This window comes from Saccharothrix stipae (assembly GCF_054781895.1).
The window spans coordinates 596928-613667 of sequence record NZ_BAAGTN010000002.1; the positions used below are offsets into that span (position 1 = coordinate 596928).

The window sequence follows — 16740 nt, forward strand, 5'->3', positions numbered from 1 at the left end:
GGTTCAGCCACAAAGCCTTGACAAGTTCGACCCGAAGGCCTCCGGACCATGGGCCGAATGTCGTCCCGCGCTGAGCCGAATGACGCAGCGTGGGGGAGCGCTCCCAGAAAGTGACCACGGCGCGGCGCTACCTCGCCCGGCAGGTCAGCTCGGGCGTGCCGGCCGGCCCGCTCGCGGTGTACCCGAAGGACCCCGAAGCCGCGGGGGCGAGCGTGCCGTTCCAGCCCACGTCGTCCACGGACACCGAGGTGCCGGTCTGGGTGAGCTTGCCGTTCCACAGCGAGTTGATCGTTTGGTCGCCCGCCCTCGTCCAGGTGACCGTCCAGCCGTTCAGCCGGGCGGTGCCGGTGTTGGTCACGGTGACGTCGACCTGGAATCCGCCCTGCCAGGAGCCGGTGACGCGTGCGGTGGCCACGCACCCGCCGGGCGGCGGCGCGGTGGTCGTCGTGGTCGTGGTCGTGGTGGTGGTTGTCGTGGTTGTGGTCGTTGTCGTGCTGCTGGTGGTGATGGGGCCGTAGCTCAGGCCGTGCCCGAGCGGGTAGAGGGCGGCCTTGCCGTCACCGGCGTTGATCGGCTGCTGCGAGCCGCTGCTCATCCAGGTCACGGGCAACTTGCCGGTCGGGTTGAAGTCGCCGAACAACACGTCGGCCACGCCCCGGCCCTCGGTGCCCGGCAACCACGAGGCGAGCAGCGCGTCCCAGTCGGCGACCTGGTTCGCGACGTCCATCGGACGCCCCGACACCAGCACGACGACCACCGGGATGCCGGTCGACCGCAGCCGGTTGATCGTCTCCAGGTCCTCGCGGTCCAGGGCCAGGCCGTTGGGCCGGTCGCCCTGCCCCTCGGCGTACGGGGTCTCCCCCACCACCGCGATGGCCGCGGTGTACGAGCCGTCCACCCCCGCGCCGTACCGGTCGTGGGTGATCGTCGCGCGGGAGCCGGCGAGGTCGCGGATGCCCTGCAGGATCGTGGTGCCGGGGGTGGTGTTGCCGCTGCCGCCCTGCCAGGAGATCGTCCAGCCGCCGCTCTGGTAGCCGATGTTGTCGGCCGACTTGCCCGCCACGAAGTACTTGCCGGACTTGGCCAGCGGCAGCACGCCGTCGTTGCGCAGCAGCACCTGCGACTGCCGCACCGCCTGGCGGGCCAGGTCCCGGTGCGCCGCCGAACCGACCGTCGAGGTGAGCGAGCGGTCGGTCAGCGGGCGCTCGAACAGGCCCAGTGCGAACTTCTTGGTCAGGATGCGGCGGTTGGCGTCGTCGATCCGCGCGGTGGTCACCCGCCCCGCCTGCACCTCGGCCTTGAGCAGGCTGGTGAACCGCCGGTAGTCGGTCGGGACCATGACCATGTCGATGCCCGCGTTGACCGCCGCGGCGACCTCGGCGCCGGTGAACCCGGTGGCGCCGTCGATCTGGTCGATGCCCGCCCAGTCCGACACCACGAACCCGGTGAAGCCGAGCTCGCCCTTGAGCAGGTCGGTGATCAGGTAGCGGTGGCCGTGCGCCTTGACGCCGTTCCAGCTGCTGTAGGAGATCATCACCGAGCCGACGCCGCGGTCGACGGCGGCCTTGAACGGCGGCAGGTGCACCGTGCGCAGCTCCTGCTCGGTGATCCGCGCGTCGCCCTGGTCGTCGCCGCCCGCGGTGCCGCCGTCGCCGATGAAGTGCTTGGCGGTGGCGAGCACGGAGCTGGGCGTGCCGCCGAGCGTCGCACCCTGGAGGCCGTCGACGTAGGTCGTCATCGCGGTGGGGATCTCCGGCACCTCGCCGAACGACTCGTAGGTCCGGCCCCACCGGTCGTCGCGCGCCACGCACAGGCAGGGTGCGAAGTTCCAGTCGATACCGGTGCCCGCCACCTCGGTCGCGGTGACCGCGCCGATGCGCTTGACCAGCTCCGGGTCGCGGGTGGCGCCCAGGCCGATGTTGTGCGGGAAGATCGTCGCGCCGCGCACGTTGTTGTGCCCGTGCACGGCGTCCACGCCGTAGATCAGCGGGATGCCCAGCGGGGTGGACATCGCGGTGCGCTGGAAGTTGTCGTACATGTCGGCCCAGGCCTGGGGCGTGTTCGTGCTGGGCGCGGAACCGCCGCCGGACAGCAGCGAGCCGATCCGGTAGGTGGCCAGGTCGGTGACGGAGTCGAGCGCGCCGCGGTCGACCTGGGTCATCTGGCCGATCTTGTCGTCCAGCGACATGCGGGCGAGCAGCTGCTCGACCCGCGGGTCGGCCTGGGCCGCGACCTGGGCGGTGGCCACCGGTCGCAGGTGCGGCACGAGCACGGTGGCGGCGAGGGCGACGGCCGCCAGGAGGGCCGTCGTCACCGCCACCGCGACGGGTCGGGAGGGAGTGCGCGTCATTGCGTTGCCTCCGGGTCGGGAACGGGTGCACAGGGTGCTGGGAGCGTTCCCAGACTAAGATTGTCCGGTTTTCCGCACCAGAGGTAGGCTTTTCGGCCCATTGCCGCTGCGGCCGCACGGCGCAATTCCTGGAAATTTCACCGACGACTTCGACTGGTCCGTGACCTGGATCTCACTCACTCGATCGGAGTAGTCCGGAGCGCAAATACACACACAAAGTAGCGAGCACCACGTTCAACTGCGCGTTACCCGTCTCAGGCATGGTTCATCCGGCGTTTACTTCACGGAACGTGAGAAACGGCGGGAGCCCACCGGCTACCACCACCCCTTTTCATCACCGTTTACCAGTGGCTACAGTCCTGCCACCTGGGAGCGCTCCCAGTCGAAGAAGCCGGCCCCCGTTCAGCACCGAAGCTGCGAGGACTCAGATGCGAGCACACGACGCCAACGACGCCGGCAACGGCGTGCGTAGGCCACGGCACAAGGCCAGGTTGGCCGCGGCGGGCGCGCTTTCCAGCGCGTTGGTCGCAAGTGCCGTGGCACTGGTCCTCGGCGGTGGTGCGACCACCGCGCAAGCAGCCGACTCGGCGTTCTACGTCGACCCGAACACCTCAGCGGCGAGGTGGGTCGCGCAGAACCCGAACGACTCGCGAGCGGCGGTGATCCGTGACCGGATCGTCAACACCCCGCAGGCGCGGTGGTACACCACCACCAACACCTCCGAGGTCAGGGGGCAGGTCGACGCGTTCGTGGGCGCCGCGGCGGCGGCCGGGAAGATTCCGATCCTGGTCGTCTACAACGTGCCCAACCGGGACTGCGGGGGCGCGAGCGGCGGCGGCGCGCCCTCGCACTCGGCTTACCGGACGTGGATCGACCAGGTGTCCGCGGGTATCGCGGGCCGCCCGGCGGCGATCGTCCTGGAACCCGACGTGCTGCCGATCATGACCAACTGCCAGTCCCCTGCCCAGCAGACCGAGACGATGGCGTCGATGGCCTACGCGGGCAAGAAGCTCAAGAACGGTTCCGCGCAGACGAAGGTGTACTTCGACATCGGCCACTCCGCGTGGCTGACCCCGTCCGAGGCCGTGCAGCGACTGCGCGGCGCGGACATCGCCAACAGCGCCGACGGCATCTCCACCAACGTGTCGAACTACCGGCACACGCGTGACGAGGTCGCGTTCGCCAAGGCCGTGCTCAACGGGCTGGGCGACTCGCGGTTCAAGGCGGTCGTCGACACCAGCCGCAACGGCAACGGGCCGTTGGGCGACGAGTGGTGCGACCCGGCGGGCCGGGCGATCGGCACGGCGAGCACCACCAACACCGGGGACTCGCAGATCGACGCGTTCCTGTGGATCAAGCTGCCGGGTGAGGCCGACGGCTGCATCGCGGGTGCGGGCCAGTTCGTGCCGCAGCGGGCGTACGACATGGCGATGGCGGCCGGCCCGACCAGCACCACGACGTCCTTGAGCACTTCGCGGTCGACCACCACGTCGACCACGACCACCACAACTACTTCCACGACCACTTCCACCACGACCACCACATCGCCTCCAGGGGGCGCATGTCGGGTGACGCACCGCGTGGTGAGCCAGTGGTCGGGCGGTTACACCGGCGAGATCGTCATCGAGAACCGGGGCGCGGCGATCAACGGCTGGACCCTGACGTTCTCCGCGCCCGGTGTGACCGTTTCCCAGGGCTGGAACGGGACGTGGACCGACGGCGGCGACATCGTCCGCGTCGGCAACGCGGCCTGGAACGGCGGACTCGCGACCGGTGGTACCGCGACCATCGGTTACAACGCGAGCTTCAGCGGCGGTACCCCACCGTTCACTTCTCCCACTCTGAACGGTGCGGCGTGCGGCTGACGCCGTAGCCAGCCCTCGAAGCGGCTCCCCTCCCCGACTGGCAGTCAACGGGAGGGGGGTCGCTTCCCTTATATCCTGGTCCACGTGACCGAACAGATGTCCGTCGCGCGGGGCGTGGCCCTGGCGGGCGACCCGGACGACGCGGTGCGCGAGGCGCTGTCGACCGATCCCGGCGCGCCCGCCGAGGCGTTGGCGCTGCTGGCCGACGACCCGCGCCCGGCGATCCGGGCGAACCTGCTGGCCAACCCCTCCGTGCCCGCCGACCTGCGGTACCAGGTGCACGCGTCGCTGTCGGCGCAGGCCGCCGCCGGCGACCGCGAGGCGGAGAACGCGCTGGCGTGGGTGCGTTACGACCGTTCCGGCCGCACGGCGTGCGACCGGCCGGAATGAGCGCGTCCGACGGGGTCGGCCGCTGCCCGTGCGGCCAGGGCGAGCCGTACGAGGCGTGCTGCGGGCCGTTGCACCGGGGCCGTCGCCAGGCGTCCACCGCCGAGGCCCTCATGCGCTCGCGCTACAGCGCGTTCGCGGTGGGTGACGAGGACTACCTGCTGGCCACCTGGCACCCGTCCACCCGCCCGGCCTCGCTCGACCTCGACCCGGACCAGCGCTGGACCCACCTGGAGATCCTGTCCCGCACCGACGGCACCCTGTTCCAGACGACGGGCACGGTCGAGTTCCGCGCCCACTACCGCGTGCACGGCCACCGCGACGTGCTGCACGAGAACAGCCGCTTCGTCCGCGAGCACGGCTCCTGGCTCTACCTCTCCCCCACCTCGCGCTCCTGAGCGTTCAACTCGGGGTACCTGAACGTAGGACACGCGCGTTCCGAACGTAGGACACGCGCGAGAGTCGTACCTTCACGCCGCGCGTGTCCTACGTTCAGAACGACCGTGTCCTACGTTCGGAACACCCGAATTCAACGCTCAGGTTCAGCGTGGGGCGTTCTGGGAGCCTCGGACGCCGGTGGCGGAGCCGCGGGGGAGGGTGCACGCGGCACCGGTGTCGAACGGGCCGGCGGAGGTGTCCAGGCCGCCCCTGCGGGGTGTGCCCTCGTAGCCCGTCACGCACGGCGGGGGTTCGAAGAACGTCAGGGCCAGGCCGAACCGCGCCTGGCCGGACCCGACCACCGAAGCGCCCACCGACACCGCGTCGGGGACCGTCACCAGGACCTCCTCCAGCGCGCCCTGCCGGGTGACCAGCACGTCGGCCGTGGTCAGGAGGTTGGCCAGGACGATCCCGAGGTTGGGCCCCGACTCCCGCAGCAGGGCGCTCACCTCGGCCGACGCCCCCGGCACCGCCCCGATCAACCGCCGCAGGTCGCCGTCCGCCGCACGCAGCCGCGACGCCACCAGCAAGGCGCTGTCGGCGAACGAGTTGATCGCCGCCGAGTGGTCCACCTGCGTCTCCAGCACCGTCGCGGAGTCGTTCAGCAGCCGCGTGGTCTGCGGCAGGTGCGCGCCCGCGGTCGCGATGAACTCCGTCGTCGCGTCCAGCAACACCTGCAGGTCCGGCCCGGTACCCCGCAACGCCTGGTCCAGCTCGTCCACGACGGTGCGCAACGACTCCACCGGCACCGAACGCGCCAGGTCGTCCAGGCTGGTCAGCACCTGCTCCACCGGCAACGGCAGCCGCGTCCGCGACCGCGGGATCACCGATCCGTCACCCAGGTACGGTCCCCCGCTCCCGCGCGGCCGCAGGTCGACGTACTGCTCCCCCACCGCCGAACGGTTGGCGACCACCGCGTCCAGGTCCGCCGGGAGCCGCGGCGCGCCCGCCCCGATGCGCAGCTCGACCTCGACCTGCCCGTCACCCCACCGGATGGGACCGACCCGCCCCACCGGCACACCGCGGTAGGTCACCTCACCGCCGGTGAACAGACCTCCCGTCCGGGCCAGCTCCAGCCGGACCACGTACCCGTCGTCGACGACCACGAGCCCCACGTACTTCGCGCCCACGTAGCTGACGCCGAGCAGCGCGATGACCGCGAACAGCGCGACCTGCAACCTGATCCGCCGGGTGATCATCAACGCGCTCCAGGTTTCAGTGTCAGGTACGTGTTGAGGTAGTCGCCCTTGATGCCGTCCAGCACCGCGTCGGTGAACGGGAACGTCAGCAGCACCTCCAACGACTGCGGCAGGTTCTGCCCCGACTCGGCCAGCCGCCGCAACGTCGGCTCCAACGCCCGCAGGTCGGCCACCAGGTCGTCCCGGCTGCGGTCCACCGTGTCAACCGCGACGTCGGACAGCTCCCGCAACGCGTTCAGCAGCCCGACCAACTGCCCGCGCTGGTCGTTCAGCACCCGCAGACCGGGTTCCAGCCCGTCGAGCACCTCGCCGATGTCCTCCTTGCGCGACGCCAACGACGACGCGAGCTTGTCCATCCCGTCCAGGGCACGCGTGATCTCACCCTTGTGCGAGTCCATCGCGCCCACGAAGGAGTTCACCGTGGACAGCAGCGAGCGCACCGCCGCCTCGTTGCCGGACAACGCCGCGCTCAGCTCCCGCGAGATGTCCTGGATCTGCGCGATCCCACCGCCGTTGAGCAGCATCGACAACGCGCCGAACACCTCCTCCACCTCGGGGTTGCGGTTGGTCCGCGTCACCGGGATCACCGCGCCGTCCACCAGCGGGGACGCCGACCGCTCGGCCGGCGCGGCCAGCTCCACGTACTTCTCCCCCAGCAGGCTCGACTGCCGCAACCGCCCGAGGGCGTTGGCCGGCAGCAGCACGTCACCGCGCACCGCGACCTGCACCAACGCCGTGGCGCCGTCCTCGGACAACGCGATGTCCTCGACCTTGCCCACCGGCACGTCGTCCACCTTCACCCCGGCGTGCGGCACGAGGTCGAGCACGTCGTCGAACTCGACGGTGACCCGGTACGGCCGGTCGCCGAGGTCCGCGCCGCCGGGCAGCGGCAGGTCGTACGCGCTGGGCATCGCCGAGCACCCGGTCAGCACCAGCACCAGCCCCACCGCCGCCGACCGCCTCACCGCGAACCTCCTGGCACACCCGCACCGCCGGGCACGCTCAGCAGGTCGGTCACGAACTCGTTCAGGTTGGCCCGCGCGGTCAACGTCCCGGTCGCCGGGTCGTAGGCGTTCACCACGTTGTGCAGCGCGACCGGCGCGACCTCCAGCATCTCGGCCATCGACTCCTGCTGCGCCACCAGGATCCCGGTCAGCACGGCCAGATCCTCCACACTGGACCGGATCCGGTCGCGGTTGTCGTGCACGAAACCCCGCACCTGCTCCAAGGCCGTGGCCAACTCGCCCAACGCCGCGGCCAGGTCGTCCCGTTCGGCGGCGAAGAACCCGGACACGTCGGCCAGCTGGTCGGCCAGCCGCCCCACCTGCTCGTCGTTCGCGGCGAGCATCGAGGTGAACGACTGGAGGTGGTCCACCGTCCCGAACAGGTCGTCGCGCGACCCGGCCAACGTCCTCGCCGCGTCCGCGAGCTGCCGGATCGACTCGCCCACCGCGCCGCCGGTGCCGTCGAGGTTCTCCGCGCCCGTGCGCAGCAGGTCGGACAACGCGCCCTCGCGGTTGGCCCCGTTCGGGCCGAGGGCGGTCAACAACGTGTCGAGACTGGCGTACAGCTCGTCCAGCTCGACCGTGCCCGCCGTGCGCGCGCTGGTGATCACCGCCCCGGACCCGATCTTGTCACCACCGGTGTAGACGGGCGTGAGCTGCACGTACCGGTCGGCCACGATGTTCGGCGACACGACCGCGGCGCGCGCGTCCGCGGGCACGTCCACGCCGTGGTCGAGCTCCAGCTCCACCCGCACCGACCCGCCTTCGGGCAGCACGCCGACCACCCGGCCGACCTTCACCCCGAGCACCCGCACGTCGGAGCCCTCGTACACGCCCACGGCGGCGGTGAAGTAGGCCGCGACACGGGTCGTCGCGGGTCGCAGGAAGATCCACCACACCGCGGCCGTCGCGACGAGCACCAGCACGAACCCCTGGGCGAGCCCGACCACCAGGCGACGGTTGCCCCGCGTCCGCACGAACATCAGCGGCCTCCCGTCGGGCAGTCGCGCCGCGCGCCGGGATCGACCACGAGCCCGCACAGGTAGGTGTCCACCCACTGGCCGTTGCCCAGCGAGTTGTTCAGCACCCGGTAGTACGGCCCGGCCAGCGCGAGGCCGCGGTTCAGCGCGTCCTGGTTGTCCCGCAGCACGTCGGTGACGCGTTCCAACTGCTCCAACGCGGGCCGCAGCTGCTCGTCGTTGTCCGCCACGAGGCCGGACAGCTGGCGGGACAGCTCCCGCGTCCCGTCGAGCAGCCGGCCGATCGCGTCGCGGCGGTGCCCGATCTCCTCCAGCAGCAGGTTGCCGTCGGTGATGAGGGCGGCGAAGTCGTCGTTGCGCTCCGCCAACGCCCCGCTGACCTGGTTCGCGCCCTTGATCAACGACGCCAGCTGCTCGTCGCGCGACGAGATGGTCCTCGACAGCGACGACAGCCCTTCCAACGCCTGCCGCACGTGCTCGGGCGAGTCGCGGAAGGTGTCCGACAGCACCTGGAAGCTCTGCGCCAGCTGGTCGGTGTCGATCCCGCCGACGGTGGTCGACAACCCGCTGAACGCCTCGACCACGTCGTACGGCGAGGTGGTGCGCTCCACCGGGATGGTGTCGGTGAGCGGTTCGCGGCCCTCGGAGTCCAGCGCCAGGTACTTCTGCCCGAGCAGGGTCTTGATCCTGATCTCGGCGCGGCTGCGGTCGCCCAGCTCGACGCCGTCGACCCGGAACGTCACCCGGACCCTGCCCCCGTGCAGCTCGACGTCGGTCACCGCGCCCACCTTCATGCCCGCGACGCGGACCTCGTCGTCCACGCGCAGGCCGGCCGCCTCGGTGAACTCGGCGGTGTGCCTGGTGCCGCCGCCGAAGAACGGCAGGTCCTCCAGGAAGAAGGTGAGCAGGGCGGTGACCGCGATGACCAGGAGGCCGACGGCTCCCAGCAGCACCGGTCCGCGTTCGACCCTCTTGGGCGTCATCGGTGACACCTCGGTTCGGTGACGGGGATGCCGACCGGCGGTCCGCCGGGCGCGGGCGGCGCGGGCGAGGACGCGAAGCAGAGGTAGAAGTTGAGCCAGGAGCCGTAGGACGCGGTGCGGCCGATGGCCTCGAACTTCACCGGCAGGTTCCGGATGAACGGCTCCAGCTCGGGCGCGTCGGCGAGGTTGCCCGCGAGCAGCCCGAGCGCCGCGATGTCCTCCTTGAGCGGTTGGCGGCCCTGTTCCAGCAACGACGCCGTGCTGTCGCTCAACGCCGCGAGGCCGGTGATGGCGTTGCCGATCGGCTGCCGGTCCGCGGCGAACCCCGACACCAGCTGCCGCATCGACGTCAGCAGCGAGCCGAACCGGTCGTCGCGGGAGTTGACCGTCTCCAGCACCGCGTTCAGGTTCTCCACGACCTTGCCGATGACGTCGTCCTTGGCGGCCAGGGTGGTGGTGAGCGACGCGGTGTGCGCGAGCAGGCTCTCCACGGTCCCGCCCTCGCCTTGCAGCACCTGGATGATCTCGTGGGAGAGCTTGTTGACGTCCTCCGGGTCGAGCGCCTGGAACAGCGGCTTGAACCCGTTGAACAGGGTGGTCAGGTCGAGCGCCGGGGTGGTCCGCTCGACCGGGATGAGGCCGCCGTGCGGCAACCTCGCGCCGATCCGCCCGGCGGGCTGCTCCAGCGCGACGTACCGCTGGCCGACCAGGTTGCGGTACTTGATGGTCGCGGTGACGTCGGCGGACAGCGACCGGCCGTCGGCGACCGAGAAGCCGACGTCGACCAGCTCGTCGTCCACCAGCTCCAGCGACTCCACCTGACCGACCTTCACCCCGGACATGCGCACGTCGTCGCCCTCGGCCAACGCCGTGACGTCGGTGAACCGGGCCTGGTACAGCGCCGTCGACCCGACCTGGCTGCCCGCGATGGTGGCCGCCAGGAACCCGGTGGCGGCGACGGTGACGACGACGAACACCAGGAACTTGGTCAAGGGCGCGGCGACGTTCCTCATCGGTGCTCCCTCATTCGCGGCCCCCTCATTCGCGCCACCTCATTCACGCCCCTCACTTGGCGACCAGCAGACCGGCCCAGTCGGGCACCTGGTCCGGCGCGACGGCGTTGGCCGGACCGGCCGGGCAGTGCGGCGCCCCACCCCGGCGGTGCACCGGCTCGTCCCGGCCCGCGACGTACGCCCGGCCCGGCGGCACGATGGTGACCTCCGCGTGCATGCCCGGCTGGTCGGTGCCCTTGCCGAGCGCCTGGTCCATCCGCGGCCGGAGGGCGTTGACCGCGCTCAGCACGCACCCGAACTCGGGTGAGTAGGTGGCGAACAGCTCCACCGTGGGCCGGGCCCGGTCGGACAGCGCGACGAGCGTCTCGCCGTTGTCGCGGACGAAGCCGGTCAGGTCGGCGGACGCGGTGGTGAGGCTGGAGTACAGCGCGTCGAGGTCCGCGCGTTGCTCGGCGAGCGTGCGGCTGACCGCGGTGGCGTCCGTCAACGCCCGCACCAGGTCCGGGCCTGCGTCGGCGTACACCCCGGTGACGTCGGCGAACCTGGAGATGTCCTCCTTGAGCACCGGCAACTGCGGGTTGAGCTCGCGCAGGTACGCGTCCAGCTGCACGATCGCCTGCCCCAGCGTCGCGCCGCGCCCGTCCAACGCCTGCGCCACCGAGGTCAGCGCGGTGGACAGCTTGTCCGGCCGCACCGCCTGCAAGGTGGGCAACAGGTCGCCGAGCACCCGTTCCAGCTCGATCGCGCCGGACGTGCGGTCCTGCTCGATCACGGCGCCCTCGTCCAGCGCGCCGGTCGGGTCGTGCGGGAGTTCGAGGCTGACGAACCGCTCGCCGAACAACGTCTTGGGCAGCAGCCGGGCGGACACGTTCGCCGGGATGCGGCCGACCTGGTCCGGGTGCAGGCCCAGTTCCACCTCGGCGCCGTCGCCGCGCGAGCGGATCGCCCGCACCTCGCCGACCAGCACGCCGAGCAGCTTCACGTCCGACTCCGCCTGGAGCTGGTTGCCGACGTGGTCGGTGCGCAGCAGCACGGTGACCCGCGGGGTGAACACCTTCTGGTACGCCGCGACGGACAACCCGCACAGCGCGACCAGGAGGGCCGCGAACAGCAGCCCCAGCAGGCGTCGACGCAATGCCACGGGTATTCTCCGAAAGGTGTCGTGAATACTGCCGAAAAAACGTTACCGACGAGTACGTTACTAACGGACGGCGCACCGCACAAGCAGCCGAAAAAGCTTGTCAGGCACGTGACAAAGTTGTCCGGCCGAACACTCACCCGGATACAAAAAGCCGACCGCGCCCTGGCGCCGCACCCCACCTTGCGGCTACCAATGTTTGGCGTTGTCGACAATCGGGGGTGCACGCGTGTCCTATCTGACGCACTGCGTTCGGGTGCTCCACCGCGCCGGAATGGTCCAACCGCTCAGGCCCGCCCGGGCGGTCCGGTCGCTGGTCGAGGTGCGGGCGTGGGGCCCCGTGCTCGGGTCGGTCCGGCGGGCCGTGCGCGAACAGCCCGGGGCCACCGCGGTGATCGACGAGACGGGTTCGTGCAGCTACGCCGACCTGCACGAGCGGTCGATGGGGCTGGCGCGTGCGCTGCACGCGGCGGGCATCGGCGCGGAGCACGTGGTGGCCGTGCTGTGCCGCAACCACCGTGCGCCGGTGGAGGCGATGCTGGCCTGCGCCCGGCTCGGCGCGCGGGTGCTGCTGCTCAACACCGGGTTCGCCGGGCCGCAGCTGGCCGACGTCGTGCGGCGGGAGCGGGTGGCCGCCCTGGTGCACGACAGCGACTTCGCGCCCGTGCTGGTGGCCGTGCCGCGGGTCGTGACCAGGATCGACACCGGCGGTTTCGACGAGCTGATCGGCTCGGCGCCCGACCGGGAGCCGCCACGGCCACCGCGGCCGGGCACGGTCGTGCTGCTCACCAGCGGCACCACCGGGACGCCCAAGGGCGCCCACCGGGAGCTGCGCTCGCCGTTCGCCGCGGTCGACTTCCTGGACCGCGTCCCGCTGCGGTCGCGCGAGGTGACGCTGATCGCCGCGCCGGTGTTCCACGGCATCGGTTTCGCCCACCTGGTGCTGGCGATGGGGCTGGGCTCGGCCGTGGTGCTGGCGCGCCGGTTCGACGCGCGCGAGGCGGTGGCACTCGCCGCACGGCACCGGGCGACCGCGGTGATGCTGGTGCCGACGATGCTCCGGCGCATCCTCGACCTCGGTCCGCTGGAGCTGGAGTCGCACGACCTGTCCGCGCTGCGGGTGGTGCTCAGCTCCGGCGCCGACCTGCCCGCGCCGCTGGCCGCCGAGGCGACCCGGCGGTTCGGCGAGGTCGTGTACGACCTGTACGGGTCGACCGAGGTGGCGGTGGCGACCGTGGCCACGCCGGACGACCTGCGCGCGGCGCCGGGCACGGTCGGCCGGCCGCCGCGCACGTGCCGGGTGCGCGTCCACGACGAGCAGGGCCGCCGGATCACCGAGCCGGGCGTGGTCGGCCGGGTGTTCGTGGGCAGCCGGCTGCGGTTCAGCGGCTACTCCGGCGGTGGGGGCAAGGACGTCGTCGACGGCCTGGTGAGCACCGGCGACCTCGGCCACTTCGACCGGCACGGCCGGTTGTTCGTCGACGGCCGGGAGGACGACATGATCGTCTCCGGCGGCGAGAGCGTGTACCCGAGCGAGGTCGAGCAGCTGCTGGCCACGCACTACCAGGTGCGGGAGTCGGCGGTGCTGGGCGTGCCCGACGCGGAGTTCGGGCAGCGGCTGCGGGCGTTCGTGGTGCCGGTGCCCGGCGCGCGGGTCGACCCGGAGGAGCTCAAGATCTTCGTGCGCGACCGGCTGGCCAGGCACAAGGTGCCCCGCGAGGTCGTGCTGACGACCTCGCTGCCGCGCAACGCGACCGGGAAGGTGTTGCGCCGGGAGCTCCGCTAGCGCCGTTTTTGTCATCCGACGCACGACAACAGTGGCGACTTTGTCATCCGAGTGCGCCCTGGTTGACAACTTTTCATGATCAAAAATACAGTGTTCGGAATCACACCCAATCGTTTGGTGGTGGGCGAACAGCATGAACAGAACCGGAGAACTCCGAACCTCCGAGTTACCGCTCATCGGGAACGCGGACCTGTGGGAGCAACTGCCCGCCGACCTGGCGCCGAAGTTCCGCGCCCGGGCCGGTGACGTGGCGGTGGACATGGTCCGGGAAATCCAGGACCAGATCGCCGAATACTCGCAGAAGTTGGAGGGGATGTTCGGCCAGGTGGTGGTCGAGGGGGTGGAACAGGCGATCCACCAGTTCATCGACCGGATGGTGGACCCGACCGCGCAGCGCGAGGACCGGGCCAAGCTGTTCCGGCTGCTGGGCAAGCTGGAGGTGAGCGCGGGCCGCAGCCTCGACCTGCTCCAGACCGCCTACCGGATCGGCGCGCGGGTGGCGTGGCGGCGGATCTCCGAGTTCGGGCAGGTCGAACGCGTGCCGCTGGCCACCATGTGCCTGATCGCCGAGGCGATCTTCGCCTACATCGACGAGCTGTCGCTGCGGTCGATGGAGGGGTACGCCGAGGCGCAGGCCCGGCACGCGGGCGCGTTGCAGCGGCGGCGCAAGCGGTTGCTGGAGCTGCTCCTGGGCGAACCCGGCTACCACCCGAACGCCCTGGCCGAGCTGGCCGAGGCGGCGCACTGGCCGTTGCCGGACAAGGTGCTGGTGGTGGCGCTGGAACGGCGCACCGACCAGCACCAGCTGCCGATACCGGCGCTGCACGAGGACATCCTGATGGATCTGGAGGGCGGCGAACCGTGCCTGCTGCTCACCGACCCGCAACGGCAACTGGTCGCGTTGGAGCAGAAGCTCGGCGGGTGGCGCGCGGCCGTCGGACCGGTCGTGCCGCTGACCTCGGCGCGGCAGTCGCTGCGCTGGGCGCGCCGCACCATCACCCTGATCCAGTCCGGTGTGATCCCGGACCGGCCGATGGTGGACACCACCGAGCACCTGTCGACGCTGCTGCTGCTCGGCGACGAGGAACTGGTGCGTGAACTGGTGAAGCGGACGCTGGCGCCGCTGGACGGGTTGACGCCCAAGCAGCAGCAGCGGATGAGGGAGACGATGACCGCCTGGGTGGAGACGCGGGGCAGCGCGCCGGAGGTCGCGTCGAGCCTGGCCGTGCACCCGCAGACGGTGCGCTACCGGTTGCGGCAGTTGGAGGAGCTGTTCGGGGCCAAGCTGCACGACCCGGACGCGTTGTTCGACATGGGCATCGCGCTGCGGGCGCTGCGGCTGCTCGGCGGCTCGACCGGGCCGTCCCGGTCCGCGGGCTCGACCGGGCTGCCCCGGTCCGCGGGTCCGACGGGCGCCGCGGGTCCGCCGGGGTTCACGGGACCGCCGGGAGCAAGGTCAGCGTGAGGTCGATCGCGTTCCCCGGACCGGAGATCAGGCCGGTCATCAGCGGGTCCAACCGCTCCCGGCCCTGGCAGCCGGCGAACGGCGGGATCGGGTAGACGCCCTTCATCCGCATCTTCGCCAACTCGAACGGGCCCGCCAGGTCGATCGAGGCGGGTTCGACGGTCCGGCACGCCTGGCCGACGTCGAGCGGCTGGGCGTCGACGGCGACCTCGCTGAGCTTGATGTCGAGCCTGGAGTTCGCCTCGACCTGGCCGTCCTTGATCGTGCCGGTGACCTTGCCGACCGGGATCAGGTCGGTGCGCGCGGTGTTGGGCACGAAGCCGAACACGATGAAGTAGCCGTAGCTGGGCGGCAACGACAGGTCGCCGGTGATCGTGCCGTTGGCCAGGTCGATCTCGGCTTCGAGGGTGCCGGGTCCGATCACGAGGTCGGACTGGAGCCGGTGGATCCGGGTCACCCCGTCGACCCGGTAGGTGAGCTTGATGCCGGCCGCCAACCGCGGTGGGCGGGCCTCGGCGTGCCGCACGACCCACGTCGGGGTCCACACCGCGACCCACAGCGCGACGACCGCGGCCAGCACCACCGCGACCCTCACCGCACCGCTCCGCTCATTCTTCGAAAGTACTTTCCCCGAGCCTGCGCGCACAAGCGCCGACGAATGATTTGTCATGCGCGTGATAAAGGTTTCAGCCGCTTTTGTCGCTCGCCTGACAGGACCCGGGAAAACGTGAAAGAAATACTTGCCCCGCCTGTTCGACAAAGCTACCTTACCGACCAGTAGCCCTTTCGGCACAGCGCAAGCCCTGTTTTCCGCACTGCTCTCGACGAGGAGATGCACATGCTGGAACGAACTGGTCGTTCGGTCGTCGGCGCGCTCGCGGTCGCCACGGCGGTCGTGGGCTCGGTGGCGTTCGCCGGCGCGGGCACCGGCACGGCCGCCACCGCGAGCCTGACCCTGGTCTACAACTGCCCGTTCCCGTTGATCGGCCCGCAGGACATGAGCGTCCGGATCGAGGTGGCCGACCTGCCCGACTCGGCGGTGGTCGGTCAACCGATCCCGGCGTCGAAGGTGACCGCCACCGCGACCGTGCCGGCGACCGCGACGCAAGGTCTGACGCTGGTCGGCGCCACGACCGTGGAGGGCACCGCCAAGGCGCGGACGGTGGTGGACAACGTGGGCGCGCCGCACGACATCGTGGCGGACCTGGTGGTGGCCAAGACGAACGTGCCCGCGTCCGGCCCGTTCGACACCGTCGCCACCGGCGGCACTCCCCCGATCACCTTCGCCAACGCGGGCCTCACCACCATCACGGTCGGCAACTTCAGCACCACGTTGACGCCGCGCAAGGCCGACGGCAGCGAGACGGGCCTGGGCACGTTCACCTCCGACTGCACCCTCAAGCCGGACCAGAACACGCGGCTCTACCAGTTCACCGTGACACCGGCGACCGTTCCGACCACCACGACCACGACCACCACGACGACTCAGCCGACCACGACGACCACCACCACCACCACGACTCAGCCGACTACTACGACAACGACCACCACTACCGCGCCGAACGACCCGCTGCGGATCACCTACGGCGTCAACGGCTCGTCGACCATCAAGAAGCTGAACTCCCACCTGCCGCTCGGACCGGGCACGCTGGCCACCGAGGTCGACCTGGTGGGCGGCAAGTTCGCGGGCGACCTGGCGCTGCCCGACGCGTCCGGCAAGTTCAAGCTGTTCGGCTTCCTGCCGACCACGGCCACCGTGCGGATGATCCCGCAGGGCCGCACGACGGGCACGATCACCGCGGGCGCGGTCACCGCGCGCACCACCGTCGGGATCAAGCTGACCGACGTGCGGGTGCTGGGCATCCAGGTCGTGCGGCCGACCGACCACTGCCGGACCGCCGCGCCGAGCACCATCGACCTGACCTCCGAGCCGGGCTTCGACCCGCTCAACGGCGGCGGCCTCACCGGTACTTACGAGATCGGCCGGTTCGACCGGTGCGGTCTGGTGACCGCCGTGGTCAACGGCACCATCCCCGGTCCGGGCAACACGCTGGACCTCGACATCGCCAAGCAGTGACCCCACCTCCCCCGCGGCGGGCCGGCGACGTCGCCGGCCCGCTCGGGGCGTTCCC

The 16740-nt window shown here is 70.9% G+C and carries 14 protein-coding genes and 1 pseudogene; 6 read left to right on the top strand and 9 right to left on the bottom strand.

Going from position 1 to position 16740, the window contains the following annotated elements:
- Positions 1-127 precede the first annotated feature (127 nt).
- Together ACYVLT_RS05665 and ACYVLT_RS05670 are read right to left on the bottom strand one after the other, a co-directional pair.
- Positions 128-415 carry a cellulose binding domain-containing protein gene (locus ACYVLT_RS05665; protein WP_461119248.1) on the bottom strand — a complete coding sequence of 96 codons (288 nt, stop codon included), beginning with the start codon at positions 413-415 and terminating at the stop codon, positions 128-130.
- A 99-nt stretch (positions 416-514) separates the two neighbouring features.
- A pseudogene (locus ACYVLT_RS05670) lies at positions 515-2350 on the bottom strand (glycoside hydrolase family 3 protein); the annotation flags it as partial.
- 428 nt (positions 2351-2778) lie between these two features.
- Here ACYVLT_RS05670 and ACYVLT_RS05675 point away from each other — a divergent pair.
- From ACYVLT_RS05675 to ACYVLT_RS05685, 3 genes are all read left to right on the top strand, one after another.
- Complete coding sequence (locus ACYVLT_RS05675) at positions 2779-4215, top strand: glycoside hydrolase family 6 protein (protein WP_461119022.1); 1437 nt, start codon at positions 2779-2781, stop codon at positions 4213-4215.
- A gap of 84 nt (positions 4216-4299) precedes the next feature.
- Entirely contained in the window at positions 4300-4605 is a 306-nt protein-coding gene (locus tag ACYVLT_RS05680) for a hypothetical protein (protein ID WP_360462704.1), read from the top strand.
- Positions 4602-5000, top strand: a complete 399-nt coding sequence (locus tag ACYVLT_RS05685) for a YchJ family protein (protein ID WP_461119023.1) — start codon at positions 4602-4604, stop codon at positions 4998-5000. The genes ACYVLT_RS05680 and ACYVLT_RS05685 overlap by 4 nt, the downstream gene beginning before the upstream one ends.
- A gap of 144 nt (positions 5001-5144) precedes the next feature.
- Here ACYVLT_RS05685 and ACYVLT_RS05690 read toward each other — a convergent pair whose 3' ends face one another.
- Genes ACYVLT_RS05690 through ACYVLT_RS05715 form a run of 6 tightly spaced genes read right to left on the bottom strand, consistent with a single transcriptional unit; the run spans position 5145 to position 11360 of the window.
- Positions 5145-6239 carry an MCE family protein gene (locus ACYVLT_RS05690; RefSeq protein ID WP_461119024.1) on the bottom strand — a complete coding sequence of 365 codons (1095 nt, stop codon included), beginning with the start codon at positions 6237-6239 and terminating at the stop codon, positions 5145-5147.
- Entirely contained in the window at positions 6239-7204 is a 966-nt protein-coding gene (locus ACYVLT_RS05695; protein WP_461119025.1) for an MCE family protein, read from the bottom strand. The genes ACYVLT_RS05690 and ACYVLT_RS05695 overlap by 1 nt, the downstream gene beginning before the upstream one ends.
- Positions 7201-8226: an MCE family protein gene (locus ACYVLT_RS05700; protein ID WP_461119026.1), complete on the bottom strand. Its 1026-nt coding sequence runs from the start codon at positions 8224-8226 to the stop codon at positions 7201-7203. Before ACYVLT_RS05700 ends, ACYVLT_RS05695 begins: the two co-directional genes overlap by 4 nt.
- Complete coding sequence (locus ACYVLT_RS05705) at positions 8226-9206, bottom strand: MCE family protein (protein ID WP_461119027.1); 981 nt, start codon at positions 9204-9206, stop codon at positions 8226-8228. Before ACYVLT_RS05705 ends, ACYVLT_RS05700 begins: the two co-directional genes overlap by 1 nt.
- The gene (locus ACYVLT_RS05710; protein ID WP_461119028.1) at positions 9203-10219 is read right to left on the bottom strand and encodes an MCE family protein; all 1017 of its coding nucleotides are present in this window, start codon (positions 10217-10219) and stop codon (positions 9203-9205) included. Before ACYVLT_RS05710 ends, ACYVLT_RS05705 begins: the two co-directional genes overlap by 4 nt.
- A gap of 52 nt (positions 10220-10271) precedes the next feature.
- Positions 10272-11360, bottom strand: coding sequence for an MCE family protein (locus tag ACYVLT_RS05715; RefSeq protein WP_461119029.1), 1089 nt, complete (start codon positions 11358-11360; stop codon positions 10272-10274).
- 226 nt (positions 11361-11586) lie between these two features.
- On the opposite strand from ACYVLT_RS05715, the gene ACYVLT_RS05720 reads away from it, so the two are divergent.
- Together ACYVLT_RS05720 and ACYVLT_RS05725 are read left to right on the top strand one after the other, a co-directional pair.
- Positions 11587-13143 (top strand): AMP-binding protein, encoded by a 1557-nt coding sequence (locus tag ACYVLT_RS05720; protein WP_461119030.1) that lies wholly within the window; start codon positions 11587-11589, stop codon positions 13141-13143.
- Between the two features lie 133 nt (positions 13144-13276).
- Positions 13277-14608, top strand: a complete 1332-nt coding sequence (locus tag ACYVLT_RS05725; protein ID WP_461119031.1) for a helix-turn-helix domain-containing protein — start codon at positions 13277-13279, stop codon at positions 14606-14608.
- On the opposite strand, the gene ACYVLT_RS05730 is transcribed toward ACYVLT_RS05725, so the two are convergent.
- Positions 14577-15203 (bottom strand): hypothetical protein, encoded by a 627-nt coding sequence (locus tag ACYVLT_RS05730; protein ID WP_461119032.1) that lies wholly within the window; start codon positions 15201-15203, stop codon positions 14577-14579. The two genes, ACYVLT_RS05725 and ACYVLT_RS05730, sit on opposite strands and share 32 nt — an antisense overlap.
- A gap of 243 nt (positions 15204-15446) precedes the next feature.
- Between ACYVLT_RS05730 and ACYVLT_RS05735 the strand changes: the two genes are divergently transcribed.
- Complete coding sequence (locus ACYVLT_RS05735; RefSeq protein WP_461119033.1) at positions 15447-16685, top strand: DUF6801 domain-containing protein; 1239 nt, start codon at positions 15447-15449, stop codon at positions 16683-16685.
- The last annotated feature ends 55 nt before the right edge of the window (positions 16686-16740 follow it).

Excerpts from the sequence above, each read along its gene's own strand:
- ACYVLT_RS05675 (WP_461119022.1), top strand. The coding sequence starts at position 2,779 with ATGCGAGCACACGACGCCAACGACGCCGGCAACGGCGTGCGTAGGCCA.
- ACYVLT_RS05685 (WP_461119023.1), top strand. The coding sequence starts at position 4,602 with ATGAGCGCGTCCGACGGGGTCGGCCGCTGCCCGTGCGGCCAGGGCGAG.
- ACYVLT_RS05690 (WP_461119024.1), bottom strand. The coding sequence starts at position 6,239 with ATGATCACCCGGCGGATCAGGTTGCAGGTCGCGCTGTTCGCGGTCATC.
- ACYVLT_RS05700 (WP_461119026.1), bottom strand. The coding sequence starts at position 8,226 with ATGTTCGTGCGGACGCGGGGCAACCGTCGCCTGGTGGTCGGGCTCGCC.
- ACYVLT_RS05705 (WP_461119027.1), bottom strand. The coding sequence starts at position 9,206 with ATGACGCCCAAGAGGGTCGAACGCGGACCGGTGCTGCTGGGAGCCGTC.
- ACYVLT_RS05710 (WP_461119028.1), bottom strand. The coding sequence starts at position 10,219 with ATGAGGAACGTCGCCGCGCCCTTGACCAAGTTCCTGGTGTTCGTCGTC.
- ACYVLT_RS05725 (WP_461119031.1), top strand. The coding sequence starts at position 13,277 with ATGAACAGAACCGGAGAACTCCGAACCTCCGAGTTACCGCTCATCGGG.
- ACYVLT_RS05735 (WP_461119033.1), top strand. The coding sequence starts at position 15,447 with ATGCTGGAACGAACTGGTCGTTCGGTCGTCGGCGCGCTCGCGGTCGCC.